Here is a 13,342-nt window from a genome sequence, read left to right as displayed (position 1 = left end):
AGCTCCGACGACGGCGATTCCCTGCCTCCTCCCAGCTCTCCGGCCGCCCCCGGCGGTGCCCGGCGGCGCGGCCGGACGACAGCAGGCCGGCCCCGCCGCTTCCGGACGACGACCGCGCCGCCCCGCACCACCCCACCCCCCACCGGTTCACCGCCAGACCTAGGTAGCTGCGTGACACACATACGTGATCACTCCGGCCCTGCGGAAGAGGGCCCGACGTGAGAATCAGCCAACGCCTCGTCCTGCTGGTCAGCGTCCCGCTGGCCGTCACCGTCACGTTCTCCGGACTGGCGCTCGCCCCCGCCACCAGCCAGGCGGTCGACGCGCACCGGCTGACGGACATGGTCCGCGCGGCGCAGGCCGCGAGCGACCTCGCCCACGACCTCCAGCGGGAACGGTCGGCGGCGACCGTCCTGGTCGCCGACGGCTCGGGAGCAGCCTCGTTCCGCAAGCGCGCCGAGGCCACGGACGACAGCGCGGCGCGCTTCTCCGCCCGGCGCGCCGCGCTCGACTCCCTGCCCGAGAAGGCCCGGGGCGCCCTGGACCGCGTCGCCGGTGCCCTCAGCGACCTGCCGTCGCTGCGGGCCCAGGCCCGCTCCGGCAGCAGCTCCCTGTCGGCCCTGGTGTTCCGCTACCGCATCCTGATCGCCGACCTCGTCTCCTACCGGGACGGCATCGCGCAGGCGGAGGGAGTCCGGACGGACATCGCCGACCGGATCCACGCCGTCGCCTCGCTGTCGCGCGCCGGCGAGAGCCTGGGGCAGCAGCAGGTGACGGTCTTGCGCGCGCTCTCCGGAGGTGGTTTCACCCCGGCGTCGAAGCAGACCTTCGACGCCACCCGGCTCGACTACGACGACGCGGTCCGCAACATGTACACGCTCGGCCCGGCCGAGTGGCGCACCCTCCTGGAACGCCGGCTCTCCGGCTCCCGCGCCGTCGCCGCGCGCCGGCTCGAGGACCAGGCGGCACGCAGCGGGACCGGGGAGGAGCTCACCGTCTCCGGCCGGGAGTGGAGCCAGGCGACGTCGGAACGCCTGGAACTGCTGCAGTCGGTGGAGAGCCGGGTCGACGACGCCCTCCTCGACTCGGTGGCCTCGGAGCGGAACCGGCTCACCGGGTGGGCCGTGGGCGAGGCGCTGCTCGTGGTCGCGGCGCTGGTGGGCGCCGTGGTCTTCGCCCTGCGGCTGGGCCGCGTCATGATCCACCGCCTGCGGGACCTGCGCAACGCCGCCCACGAGGTCGCCCACCACGGCCTGCCGGAGACCATGCGGGAGCTCTCCCGGCCCGGCGCCCTCACCGGCACGACCCCGGAGAAGGTCGCCGAACGCAACGGCAGTCCGCTGCCCGCCGACGGCGGCGACGAGATCGCGGAACTGGGCGAAGCCTTCAACGCGGTGCACTACGAGACCATCCGCCTCGCGGCGCAGCGCACCCGCTCGCACGAACGATTCGCCGAGACCCTGGTCGGAGTCGCCCGCCGCGGCGGCCAGTTGACCAGCGTGATGGTCTCGGAGCTGGACGCCGTGCAGCGCGACGAATCCGATCCGGAGCGGATGAAGGTGCTGTTCGCGCTGGACCACCTGGCCGTCCGGATGGAACGCAACACCAACAGCCTGCTGGTGCTGGCGGGGCACGGCCAGGGCCGGGTACGCGCCTCCGACGTGCCGTGCTCCAGCGTGATCGTGGCCGCCGCGCAGCAGACCGAACAGTTCAACCGGGTCTCGGTGGGCGCCGTCGACGACATCCACATCGCCGCCCGCGTGGTGCACGACCTGGCCCACCTGCTCGCCGAACTCCTGGACAACGCCACCCGGTTCTCGCCCCCGGACACCGAGGTCGGGGTCGCGGTGTGGCGGATGTACGACCGGGCCGTGGTGGCCGTCGTCGACGAGGGCGTCGGCATCCCGGCCGAACGCCGTGCCGTGCTGAACGCCGAACTCGCCAACCCGAGGACCGACGTGGGCGGCGTCCGTTCCATGGGACTGCACGTGGTGGCCAAACTGGCGGCACGGCACGGCATCGTCGTCGAACTCCGGGACTCCTCGGGTTCCGGCACCATCGCCGAGGTCACCCTGCCCGCCGCCGTGGTCACGACCGGGCCCCGGAACGGGAGCGACGAGGTCTTCACCCCCACCGCCCGCCCGGCCCCCCGCGGCCGGGGAACGCTGGGGAACCCGCAGGGCGAGGAACCCGCGCCCCGGCACGACCGCCCCTCGGCCCCGCCCGCGCACGGCGCCAGGCCCGGCCCCGCGTCCGGCCCCTCGCCGCACACGGCTCCCGCCCCGCCCCGGCCCGCCGACACGGTCGCCGGCGTCAGCGCCGCGGGCCTGCCGGTGCGCAGACCGCGACGGCACCAGGACCACGCCGGTGCGGACGCCTCCCCCGAGCGCACCGCAGCCGCCGCCCCGCCCGCGGGCGGCAGGCCCGCACCCCGCCGGCGCGACTCCCGGCAGATCGCCGACGTCCTGACGGCGTACGCCCAGGGCATCGACCGCAGCACGACCGGCCGCCGCGGCGACGACACGACGGCACCCCGTACCCACCGACGGCCCCACCGACCGACCTGACCCGTTACGGAGACCCCACGCACATGAACGCCGTGTCCCCCGCCGACCTGAGCTGGCTGCTCAGCGACTTCGCCCGCAGAATCCCCGAGGTCACGCGGGCCATAGCGGTCTCCGTGGACGGCCTGGCACTCGCGTACACCGGCCTGGAGAAGGACGACGCGGACCGGCTGGCGGCCGTCGGCTCCGGCCTGGTCAGCCTGCTGTCCGGCGCCGCCCAGCTCACCGGCACCGACCCCGTGGAGCACAGCCTCACCGCGATGGAGGGCGGCTACCTCTTCTCCATGGCCGTCTCCAGCGGCGCCTCGCTCCTGGTCACCACCACGCGCGACGCCGACATCGGAGAGGTCAGCTACATGATGGCCGAACTGATCAACCAGGTCGGCGACGCGCTGACTCCGGCGCACCGGGAGGTGAACGCACCACGCCCGTCGTGACCGCACACCCGTTACCCCTCCCCCAAGGACTCCCATGCGTCTCGCACTCCGCACCACCCGCAGGAACCCCTCCTCCCGCAGAACCGGGACAGCCTCCCGCAGAGCCGGGGCGGCGTCCCTCGTCCTCGCCCTGGCCGCCGTCACCGGATGCAGCGGCGACGGCGGTTCCGGCGACGGCACCCTGAAGGTGGGGCTGCTCGTCGCCCTGTCCGGCACGTACAAGTCCGTCGGCACCGACATGCGCGACGGCTTCGAGCTCTACCTGGACACCCACGACGGCGAACTCGGCGGGCAGAAGGTCGACCTCGTCGTCGCCGACGAGGGGGACGGCCCGCCCACCGCGCTGCCGGCCGCCACCAAGATGATCGAGAAGGACGGCGTCGACGTGCTCACGGGCGTGGTGGGCGGCGGGTCGGTGAACGCCGTGCTGCCCCTCGTCGAACGGAAGAAGATCCCGTTCATCGGCTCCAACGCCCGGCCCGGCATCAAGAACCTCGACCGCGTCTGGCACACCAGCTTCCTCTCCGACGAACCGGGCGCGGCCATCGCCGGGTACATAGCCGACGAGGTCGACGGCCCGGTGTACGCCATCGGCCCGGACTACCAGGGTGGCCACGACGAACTGCGCGGCTTCACCGAGGCCTACGCCGACGCCGGCGGCGAACTCGCCAACCCGGACGGCGAGACGACCTGGACGCCGTTCCCGAAGACGACGAACTTCATGCCGTACTTCGCCGACATCGCGCAGTCCGACGCCGAGGCCGTGTACTGCTTCTACGCGGGCAAGGCGGCCGTCGACTTCGTCAAGCAGTACGCCCAGTCGGACATCGCCGACCTGCCGCTCTACGCCGCCGGCTTCCTGACGGAGGGCAGCACGCTGCCCGCCGAGGGCGACGCCGCCGAAGGCATCCACTCCGTGCTCAACTACGCCGCCGACCTCGACAACGAGGCCAACCGCACCTTCGTCGCCGACTGGATGGCCGAGCACGACGCCGCGCCCACCACCTACGCCATGGCCTCCTACGACGCCGCGTCGGTACTGGACAAGGCGATCACCCAGCTGACCAAGGACGGCGGCGAGGTGACCCCGGAGAGCATCAACAAGGCCATCGGGGATCTGGGGCAGATCGAAAGCCCGCGGGGCACCTGGCAGTTCGGCGAGAAGACCCACGCCCCGGTGCAGACCTGGTACCTGCGCCAGGTCCGCAAGGACGGCGACCAGCTCGCCAACGTGGTGGTCCAGGACCTGGCCACGCTGGGCAGCTGACGTTGGGAGTGCTCGACGCCCACCTGGTACCGGCGTTCGACGGCGTCGCCTACGGCCTGCTGCTGTTCGTGGTCGCGGCCGGCCTCAGTCTCGCGTTCGGCACCGCGGGCGTGCTCAACCTCGCGCACGGCTGGCTCTACGCCATCGGCGCGTACGCGGGCGCGGCGCTGAGCGACGGCAGTTGGGCGGGCCTCGCCGCGGGGCTCGCGGCCGGCACCGCGATCGCCTGCGCCGCGGGGGCGCTGCTGGCCTTCGCCACCGCCCCGCTGGCCCGCCGCGGCCATCTCGACCAGGCCCTGCTCACCTTCGGGCTGGCCCTGATCGGCGGCAACGTCCTCATCGAGGTCTTCGGCGCCGACGAGCAGCCGGTGCAGGTACCGGACGCGCTGAACACGTCGGTGTCGCTGCTCGGCCACCGGTATCCCGCGTACCGCCTGGGCTTCATCGTCGCGGCCGTGCTGCTCGCGGCGGCGGGCAGCTGGGTGCTGCGCGGCACCCGCGCCGGCGCCGCGGTGCGGGCGGCCGCCGACGACCCGGACATGCTCGCCGCCGGGGGCCGGAACCCGCGGACGGTGCACGCGGCCGTCCTCACCGTGTCCGGGGCGCTGGCCGGGGCCGCCGGGGTGCTGGGCGCGCCCATCATCGGCCCCGGCCCGGGGACCGGGGACACCGTGCTCATGCTGTCCCTGATCGTCGTGGTGCTGGGCGGACTGGACAGCCTGTGGAAGACGCTGCTCGCCGCGGTGGCGGTGGGCCAGGTGCAGACCCTCGGCGTCTCCCTCGTCCCGGACCTGGCGCCGTACCTGCTCTTCGCGGCCATGGCGCTCGTGCTGGTGGTGCGCTCCCGCTCTGCGGTGGCCGAGCCGCCCCCGGCCCCCGTGCCCGCCGCCACCGGGCGGGCACGAAAAGCCGTGCGGGAACGGTTCCGCGGGCCCGGCGGGCTGCCGCGGGGACTCCGGCGCCTCACCCGTCGCGTGCCGCCCGCGCAGCGGGCGACCGGGCTCCTCGCCCTCGCCGCCGCGCCGGCCGTCCTCCCGTGGCTGCTCGACGACTACAGCCTCTCGCTCGCGGGGCACGCGCTGGCGCTCGGGCTGCTCGCGGCGAGCGTCACCGTGCTGACCGGCTGGGCGGGCCTGCCCACCCTCGGTCAGACGGCTCCCTTCGCCGTGGGGGCCTACGCCACGGCTCTGCTGGCCGACGCCGGCTGGACGGTCGGGCCCGTCCAGGTGGCGGTCGCCGCGACGGCGGCCGTGCTGTTCGCCCTCGTCGTCGGCCCGGCCGTGATCCGGGCCCGCGGCACCACGGTGCTGATGATCACCCTCGCGGTCGGCGAACTGACGCACACCGCCGTCGGCGGCCTGACCTCGGTCACCGGCGGCACCGACGGGCTCGTCGGCTTCCCCGCGACCGAGGTCTGGTGGGGCGCGGGGGCTCCCGAGGACGAGGCCACCGTCTACTGGTACACCCTCGCCGTCGCCGCGTGCGCCCTCGCCGTGACACTGATCGTGCTGCGCTCACCGGCCGGCATGCTCCTGACCGGCAGCCGCACGGCGGAGGCCCGGATGCGCGCCTCCGGACACCCGGTGGACCGCTACCTGATGGCCGCCCATGTCGGCGCGGGCGCCCTCGCCGGCGTCGCCGGCAGCCTCCTGGTCACCGGCAGGCAGTACGTGTCCCCGGCCGACGTGGGCTTCGAGATCGCCGCCTTCGCGCTGCTCGCGGCGGTCATCGGCGGCACCGTCTCCGTGGTCGGGGCCGTGTTCGGCGCCGGTCTCATCGTGGCGACCCGCGACTGGCTGTCCGGCATCTGGCCCGGTTACGGACCGGCCCTGCTGGGCGTGCTGTTCGTCGTCACGGTCTACCTCCTGCCCCGTGGCCTGCCGGGCCTCTTCGCCGCCCGGAGCCCCGGCGCACCCGCACGGAAGGCGACGTCGTGACGGAACCTCCCGGGACGGAACCCCCCGTCCCCGCGCCGGTGCTGAACGCGACCGGCCTGACCCGCCGCTACGGCAGTCTCACGGCCGTGGACGACGTGTCCCTGCGCCTGACGGCCGGTGCACGGCACGCCCTCATCGGCCCGAACGGCGCGGGCAAGACCACACTGCTCGGCCTCGTCGCCGGGACGGAACGTCCGGACCGCGGCCGCATCGAGCTGAACGGCACGGACGTCACCCGGAAGCGCCCGGCGCGGCGCAGCGCCCTGGGGATCGGGCGCAGCTTCCAGCAGCCGCACGCCGTGGACGGGGCGACCGTGCTGGACAACGTGGTGCTCGCGCTGTGGCGGCACCATCCGCAGCGGAGCGCCGCCTGGCGGCGACCGGTGCGCCGGCGGCGGCTCGCCGACGCCGCACGCGCCCACCTCGACGCCGTGGGACTGGCCGGCACGGACCGGCTGCCGGCCGGCGCCCTCTCCCACGGGCAGCGCCGCCTGCTCGACCTGGCCTGCGCCCTTGCGGCGCAGCCGCGGCTGCTGCTGCTCGACGAACCCGCCGCGGGCCTGACCGACGAGGACATCGGCCGGCTGCTCGACGTCCTCGGCGCCCTGCCCCCGGACGTGGCCGTGCTCCTGGTCGAGCACCACACGGAGGTCGTCGCCCGCCTCACCGGCACCGCGACCGTCCTGGCCTCCGGCCGGGAGGTGGTCGCCGGACCCACGGCGGAGGTGCTGCGCCACCCCGAGGTGCGCAGGGTCTACCTGGGCACCTCCCCGTCCGAGGAGGACGGGGAGCCGGGGACGCGAGACGACGACGCGGTACGGAAGGACGGCTGAGGCCGCATGCTCGACCTGACGGGTGTCACCGCGGGCTACGGCGGCGGCACCGTCGTGCACGGCGTCGACCTGACGGTGGACGCCGGCACGGTGCACGCCGTGGTGGGCCACAACGGCGCGGGGAAGACCACCCTCGTGCACGCCGTGGCCGGTCTGCTGCCCTGCTCCGCCGGTTCCGTGCGCCTGGCCGGCGACGACCTGACGGGCCGGCCCGCGCACCGGATCGCCCGGGCGGGCGTCGGCCTGGTCCCGCAGGGCCGCCGGGTCTTCCGCCGCCTCACCGTCGCCGAGCACCTGCGCCTCGCGGAGCGCCGTCCGCGGCACTCCGTCCCGGCGGGAACGGTGTGGACCACGGGGCGCGTGCTGGACCTGCTGCCGCCGCTCGCCGGACGGCTCCGGCAGCGGGCCGCCACCCTCTCCGGCGGCGAACAGCAGATGCTCGCGCTGGCCCGCGCTCTCCTCGGGTCACCCCGGGTACTGCTGCTGGACGAACCCACCGAAGGGCTCTCCCCGGCGCTCACCGGCCTCGTGCAGCGGCTGGTCACGACCCTCGCCGAGGACGACGGGATGACGGTGCTGCTGGTCTCCCCCAGCCCGGGGTTCGCGGCTTCGTGCGCCCGGACGGTGTCCGTGCTGACCTCCGGGCGGGTCACGGGACGGTTCGGCGGCGCGGAGGTCCGGGCGGACCCCGGCGTGCTGCACCGGGCCCTGGACCTGGCCGCCCCGGACAGCGGGGCGCTCGCAGATGCGGGCAGCGGGGCGGACGGGGGTGCGGACCCCTGTGCTGACGGGGGTGCGGAGCCGGTCAGCGACCCCGCAGGGCGTGACCCCCGAAGCCGCTGAGCCGGTCAGATCCGCCGTGCTGGTCCCGCCACCAGTCGGCGAAGCCCGTCTCGTCCAGCCCGGCCCAGTCCGGGGTGGCCTCGACCTGGGCCGCACCCAGGCGGCGGCCGAGCGCGACCATGTCCGCGCCGACGCCGCGGCGTTCCTCGTCGTACGCGGCGACGGCCCCGCCCGTGCTCCCGCCGGACGACGACAGCGCCCGCTCCAGTGCCACCGCGTCCTGGAGGGCCTTCACGCTGCCCCCGCCGGTGTGCGGCCGGGCGACGGTGGCGGCGTCCCCCACGAGAAGCAGCCGGCCGACGCCGTAGTGGGGGACCTCCAGGTCGTAGATCGGCTGCACGAGCGTCTTCGCGGCCGGCGTGCTCAGCAGGACGCGGGCCCAGTAGGGCGGGAAGTGCTCCGCGACCAGCGCCCGCAGGTGCTCCGCGACCTCCGTGGCGAGCCGGCCCGGCGGAAGGGAGGTCGGCTGGTCCAGGCCGGACTGGAACGCGGCGGAAGGAGCGGTGTAGAGCACCCAGTTGAAGTGCCGGCCGCCCGAACCGTCCGGCACCGGGTAGATCATGCAGTGACCGCCGGGGAAGACCACCGTGCACGCCTCGTCGGGGGCGGGGGCGCCGTCGGGCTCGATGGGCGCGGTGCCGCGCCAGCCGACGTAACCGGCGTACGCGGGCCGGAGCGTGGGGAACATCGCGTCGCGGACCACGGAGCGGTATCCGTCGGCGCCCACGACCGCGTCGAACGCGGCGACGGTCCCGTCGGCGCAGCGGAGCCGTACGGAGTCGGTGCCGGTCTCCGCGCCGACGACCGTGCTGCCGGTGCGGTACGTCACCCCGTCCGGTACCCGTTCGCGCAGCCCGGCCCAGAGGGCCCCCCAGGTGTACGCGCGGAACGGGAAGGGGTGGACGGCCAGCGTCCGGCCGTGCGGGGCGTCGCCGTCACGCACCCGCCACACCCGTCGGGTCAGCGGCACGTGCGCGATGCGTGCGGAGACGTAGCCGGCGGCCTCCAGTTCGTCGAAGCGGTCGGCGTGCTGGGCGATGCCGACGCCCCGGTCGCGGAGCCGGCCGTCCGCCCGCTCGAACACGGTCACCCGTGCCGCTCCGCCGCGCAGCAGTGCTCCCGCCGCCGCGCACCCCGCGATGCTGCCGCCGACCACGGCGACGGCCCTTCCCGACACGATCCCCGGCTCTCCTTCCCGACGCTTCCGTCCGTCCGGCGATGGTGGACGTGTGAGCGAATGCGGGCGCCAACTGTACAGTCAACGGGGCGAGTTCACTGCTCACCGGGCTCCCGTCGGGCTGACCGCCGGGCTGCGTGCCGGCGACGAGCAGGCGCCGCACGCACGACCGCCCGCCGCCACCGGTGCGGTGGCGGCGGGCGGTGCGGGGCGGCGATCCGGCCGGGCGGGGCCCGGCGGTCAGACCCAGGTGATCAGGCCCAGGTGATCAGACGCTTCGGCTGCTCCAGGACCGCCGCGATGTCCGCGAGGACCTTCGAGCCGAGTTCGCCGTCGACCAGGCGGTGGTCGAAGGAGAGCGCGAGCGTGGTGACCTTGCGCGGCTTGACCTTGCCCTTGTGCACCCACGGCATGTCGCGGACCGCGCCGAACGCGAGGATCGCGGACTCGCCCGGGTTGAGGATGGGCGTGCCGGTGTCGACGCCGAAGACTCCGACGTTGGTGAGGGTCACCGTGCCGCCCTGCATGTCGCCGGGCGCGGTCCTGCCCTCGCGCGCGGTGGAGACCAGCTCGCTGAGCGAGCCCGCCAGCTCCGGCAGGGTCTGCGCGTGCGCGTCCTTGATGTTCGGCACGATCAGGCCCCGCGGGGTGGCCGCGGCGATCCCCAGGTTCACGTAGTGCTTGCGCACGATCTCCTGGTTGGCCTCGTCCCAGGCGGCGTTGACGTCCGGGTTGCGGCGGATGGCCAGCAGCAGGGCGCGGGCGACCATGAGCAGTGGGTTGACCCGCACTCCGGCCATGTCCGGGTCCTGCTTGAGCTCCTGCACCAGCTTCATCGTGCGGGTGACGTCCACCTGCACGAACTCGGTGACGTGCGGCGCGGTGAAGGCGCTGCCGACCATCGCGGCGGCGGTGGCCTTGCGGACGCCCTTGACCGGGATGCGGGTCTCGCGGGCTCCGGCCTCGGCCGGTGCGGCCGACGGCGCCGCCTGCGGCGCGGCGGCCGGTGCGTCGGGAGCGGAGGGCGCGGCGACGGCGGCGTGCACGTCCTCGCGGGTGATGACCCCGCCCTCGCCGGTCGGCGTCACGGTCGCCAGGTCGACGCCCAGGTCCTTGGCCAGCTTGCGCACCGGCGGCTTGGCCAGCGGGCGGCCCTCGGCGGTGGTGGCCACCGGCGCGGACCCGTTGCGCGCCACCGTGGCGCTGTCGCCGTTCAGCGCGGTGCCCGGGGACGGCGCGGTGCTCCCGGTGCCGTTGAACTCGCCCTGGAGTGCCTCCTGCGCGGCGGCAGGCCCGGGGGCGTCCGGAACGGCCGGCTGCCCCGGCTGCGGCTTGCGCGCGCGCCGCTTGGTGGAGCCGGCGGACACGCCGTATCCGACCAGCACCGGCTGGCGCTTGCCGCCCTCGCCCTCGTCGCCGCCCGCCTCCGGCTCGGCGGCGGGCGCGGGCTCGGCGGCGGGCGCCGGGGAGGTGCCCTCCGCGGGGCCGGCCGAGGGATCGGTGTCGACGGTGATGATCACCGTGCCGACGTCGACCGTGGTGCCCTCGTCGAAGCGCAGGTCGGCCACGGCGCCGTCGAACGGGATGGGCAGCTCGACGGCGGCCTTGGCGGTCTCCACCTCGCACACGACCTGCCCGTCGGTGACGGCGTCACCGGGCTGGACGTACCACTTGAGGATCTCGGCCTCGGTGAGTCCCTCGCCCACGTCGGGCATCTTGAACTCGCGGAACCTGGCCTGCGTACTCGTCATCGTCACGACTCTCCTCGGTCCTCAGTACGCCAGTGCGCGGTCGACGGCGTCGAGCACCCGGTCGAGGTTCGGCAGGTACTCGTCCTCGAGGCGGGCCGGCGGGTAGGGCGCGTGGAAGCCGCCGACGCGCAGCACCGGGGCCTCCAGGTGGTAGAAGCAGCGCTCGGTGATCCGGGCCGCCACCTCCGACCCGGTGCCCAGGAAGACCGGCGCCTCGTGCACCACGACCAGCCGGCCGGTCTTCTCCACCGACTGCTGGATGGTGTCGAAGTCGACCGGCGACATCGAGCGCATGTCGACCACCTCGAGCGACTTGCCCTCCTCGGCGGCGGCCTGCGCGGCCTCCAGGCACGTCTTCACCATCGGGCCGTAGGCGGCGAGGGTGAGGTCGGTGCCCTGCTGCGCGACGCGCGCGGCGTGCAGCGGGCCGGGAATGGCCTCGGTGTCGACGTCGCCCTTGTCCCAGTAGCGGCGCTTCGGCTCGAAGAAGATCACCGGGTCGTCGGACTCGATGGCCTGCTGCATCATCCAGTAGGCGTCCGAGGCGTTCGACGGAGAGACGCACTTGAGGCCGGCGACGTGCGCGAACAGCGCCTCCGGCGACTCGCTGTGGTGCTCCACGGCGCCGATGCCGCCCGCGTAGGGGATGCGGACGACGACCGGCAGCTTGATCTTGCCCAGCGCGCGGGCGTGCATCTTCGCGAGCTGCGTGACGATCTGGTCGTACGCGGGGAAGACGAAGCCGTCGAACTGGATCTCGACCACCGGGCGGTAGCCGCGCAGGGCGAGGCCGATGGCGGTGCCGACGATGCCGGACTCGGCCAGCGGGGTGTCGATGACCCGGTCCTCGCCGAAGTCCTTCTGGAGGCCGTCGGTGATGCGGAAGACGCCGCCGAGCTTGCCGACGTCCTCACCCATGATGAGGACCTTGGGGTCGTCCTCCATCGCCTTGCGGAGCGAGGTGTTCAGCGCCTTGGCGATGGGCATCTTGGTGGTGGCCATGTCAGTTGCCCTCCCCGGCGGCGGCGCTCTCGTTCTCGTCGGCGAAGGACGCCAGGTACTGGGCGAACTGCTCGCGCTCCTCGTCGACCAGCGCGTGACCGTCGGCGTAGGTGTGCTCGAACATCGCCATCGGGTCCGGGTCGGGCATGGCGCGCACGGCCTCGCGGACGCGCTTGGCCATGGTGTCGGACTCCTCGTCGATCGACTCGAGGAACTTCGCGTCCGCCAGCTTCTCCTTCTCCAGGTACGTGCGCAGCCGGAGGATCGGGTCCTTGGCCTCCCACGCCTCCCGCTCCTCGTCCCGGCGGTACTTCGTCGGGTCGTCGGAGGTGGTGTGCGCACCCATCCGGTAGGTGAACGCCTCGACCAGCATCGGGCCCTCGCCGGAACGGGCACGCTCCACGGCGGCCTTGGTCACGGCCAGGCAGGCCAGCACGTCGTTGCCGTCCACCCGGACGCCCGGGAAGCCGAAGCCGGCCGCGCGCTGGTAGATCGGGACACGGGACTGGCGCTCGGTGGGCTCGGAGATCGCCCACTGGTTGTTCTGGCAGAAGAACACCACCGGCGCGTTGTAGACCGCCGAGAAGGTGAACGCCTCCGCCACGTCGCCCTGGCTGGACGCGCCGTCGCCGAAGTAGGCGATGACGGCCGAGTCCGCGCCGTCCTTGGCCACGCCCATCGCGTAGCCCGTGGCGTGCAGCGCCTGCGAGCCGATCACGATGGTGTAGAGGTGGAAGTTGTTGCTGTTCGGGTCCCAGCCGCCGTTGTTCACGCCGCGGAACATGCCGAGCAGGTTCTCCGGCGGCACCCCGCGGCACCAGGCCACGCCGTGCTCGCGGTAGGTGGGGAAGACGTAGTCGTCGTCGTGCAGGGCACGGGCGGAGCCGATCTGCGCGGCCTCCTGCCCGAGCAGCGAGGCCCACAGGCCCAGCTCGCCCTGACGCTGCAGTGCGGTCGCCTCGGCGTCGAAACGCCGGGTCAGCACCATGTCGCGGTAGAGCCCGCGCAGCTCCTCGGGGGTCAGGTCGAGGGCGTAGTCCGGGTGCTCGACCCGTTCGCCCTCGGGGGTCAGCAGCTGTACGAGCTGCGGCTCGGCCTTCGCGGGGGCGGCCGTCTTCTTCTTGGCCGCGCTCGCGCGCTTGGCGGTGCCGCCGCTGCGGCGCGTCTTGCTGCGCGCGGCAGTGCCTTCCACGGTCACGTGTGCTCCTCCGTCTGTCCGGCCCCCGGGGTCCGCCGGGCAGCCAGTGCGGCTCGCCCGGTACCGATACGGCGCACGGGGTTGGGTGCGGCGCAGACGGAACCGAGCGGTGACGTCTGTCCCGTCAGACTGCCTGCGAAAGACAAGGTACCCAGCACCTCCACATCTGAGCGAAGGCCCCTGACCTGCGATTTTACTGGGATGTCCAAGCAAATCGCCGGTGGTGGTCAGCACTGGTCACAGCTTCGCAAGCCCACGGGACAAGCGCACGTTATCCCGCACCCCCCGGCGGCGGGAAGAGCCGACAGAGGACTGGACCTCAGCGGTGTGTGA

10 protein-coding genes are annotated in these 13,342 nt (G+C 74.0%); 6 read left to right on the top strand and 4 right to left on the bottom strand.

All coding sequences use genetic code 11. From position 1 onward, the window contains the following. Window positions 1-218: 218 nt before the first annotated feature. The 6 genes from RM572_RS09725 to RM572_RS09700 are packed head-to-tail and all read left to right on the top strand — an operon-like array spanning window position 219 to window position 7,881. Window positions 219-2,567 carry a sensor histidine kinase gene (locus tag RM572_RS09725; RefSeq protein ID WP_311672856.1) on the top strand — a complete coding sequence of 783 codons (2,349 nt, stop codon included), beginning with the start codon at window positions 219-221 and terminating at the stop codon, window positions 2,565-2,567. 23 nt (window positions 2,568-2,590) lie between these two features. Next, window positions 2,591-3,001, top strand: a complete 411-nt coding sequence (locus RM572_RS09720) for a roadblock/LC7 domain-containing protein (RefSeq protein WP_311672855.1) — start codon at window positions 2,591-2,593, stop codon at window positions 2,999-3,001. Between the two features lie 34 nt (window positions 3,002-3,035). Next, complete coding sequence (locus tag RM572_RS09715) at window positions 3,036-4,268, top strand: ABC transporter substrate-binding protein (protein ID WP_311672853.1); 1,233 nt, start codon at window positions 3,036-3,038, stop codon at window positions 4,266-4,268. A gap of 8 nt (window positions 4,269-4,276) precedes the next feature. After that, window positions 4,277-6,205, top strand: coding sequence for a branched-chain amino acid ABC transporter permease (locus tag RM572_RS09710; RefSeq protein WP_394813567.1), 1,929 nt, complete (start codon window positions 4,277-4,279; stop codon window positions 6,203-6,205). Continuing rightward, on the top strand, window positions 6,202-7,038 hold the full coding sequence (locus RM572_RS09705) for an ABC transporter ATP-binding protein (protein WP_311672851.1): 837 nt from the start codon (window positions 6,202-6,204) through the stop codon (window positions 7,036-7,038). Before RM572_RS09710 ends, RM572_RS09705 begins: the two co-directional genes overlap by 4 nt. Before the next feature lie 6 nt (window positions 7,039-7,044). Next, window positions 7,045-7,881, top strand: a complete 837-nt coding sequence (locus RM572_RS09700) for an ABC transporter ATP-binding protein (RefSeq protein WP_311672850.1) — start codon at window positions 7,045-7,047, stop codon at window positions 7,879-7,881. On the opposite strand, the gene RM572_RS09695 is transcribed toward RM572_RS09700, so the two are convergent. The 4 genes from RM572_RS09695 to pdhA all read right to left on the bottom strand — a co-directional run bounded on the left by RM572_RS09695 (window position 7,844) and on the right by pdhA (window position 13,009). Further along, a complete protein-coding gene (locus tag RM572_RS09695; protein WP_311672848.1) occupies window positions 7,844-9,058 on the bottom strand; it encodes an FAD-dependent monooxygenase in 1,215 nt (404 codons plus the stop codon). The two genes, RM572_RS09700 and RM572_RS09695, sit on opposite strands and share 38 nt — an antisense overlap. A gap of 254 nt (window positions 9,059-9,312) precedes the next feature. Further along, entirely contained in the window at window positions 9,313-10,809 is a 1,497-nt protein-coding gene (locus tag RM572_RS09690) for a dihydrolipoamide acetyltransferase family protein (protein ID WP_311672847.1), read from the bottom strand. A 21-nt stretch (window positions 10,810-10,830) separates the two neighbouring features. Continuing rightward, a complete protein-coding gene (locus RM572_RS09685) occupies window positions 10,831-11,811 on the bottom strand; it encodes an alpha-ketoacid dehydrogenase subunit beta (protein WP_311672846.1) in 981 nt (326 codons plus the stop codon). A 1-nt stretch (window position 11,812) separates the two neighbouring features. After that, window positions 11,813-13,009, bottom strand: coding sequence for a pyruvate dehydrogenase (acetyl-transferring) E1 component subunit alpha (gene pdhA, locus RM572_RS09680; RefSeq protein ID WP_311672845.1), 1,197 nt, complete (start codon window positions 13,007-13,009; stop codon window positions 11,813-11,815). Window positions 13,010-13,342: the final 333 nt, after the last annotated feature.

This window comes from Streptomyces hazeniae (assembly GCF_031845485.1).
In the GTDB taxonomy this organism is placed as follows: Bacteria; Actinomycetota; Actinomycetes; order Streptomycetales; family Streptomycetaceae; genus Streptomyces; species Streptomyces hazeniae.
Note: the sequence above shows the minus strand (reverse complement) of the source record. Positions and strands in the feature narration are given on the sequence as shown.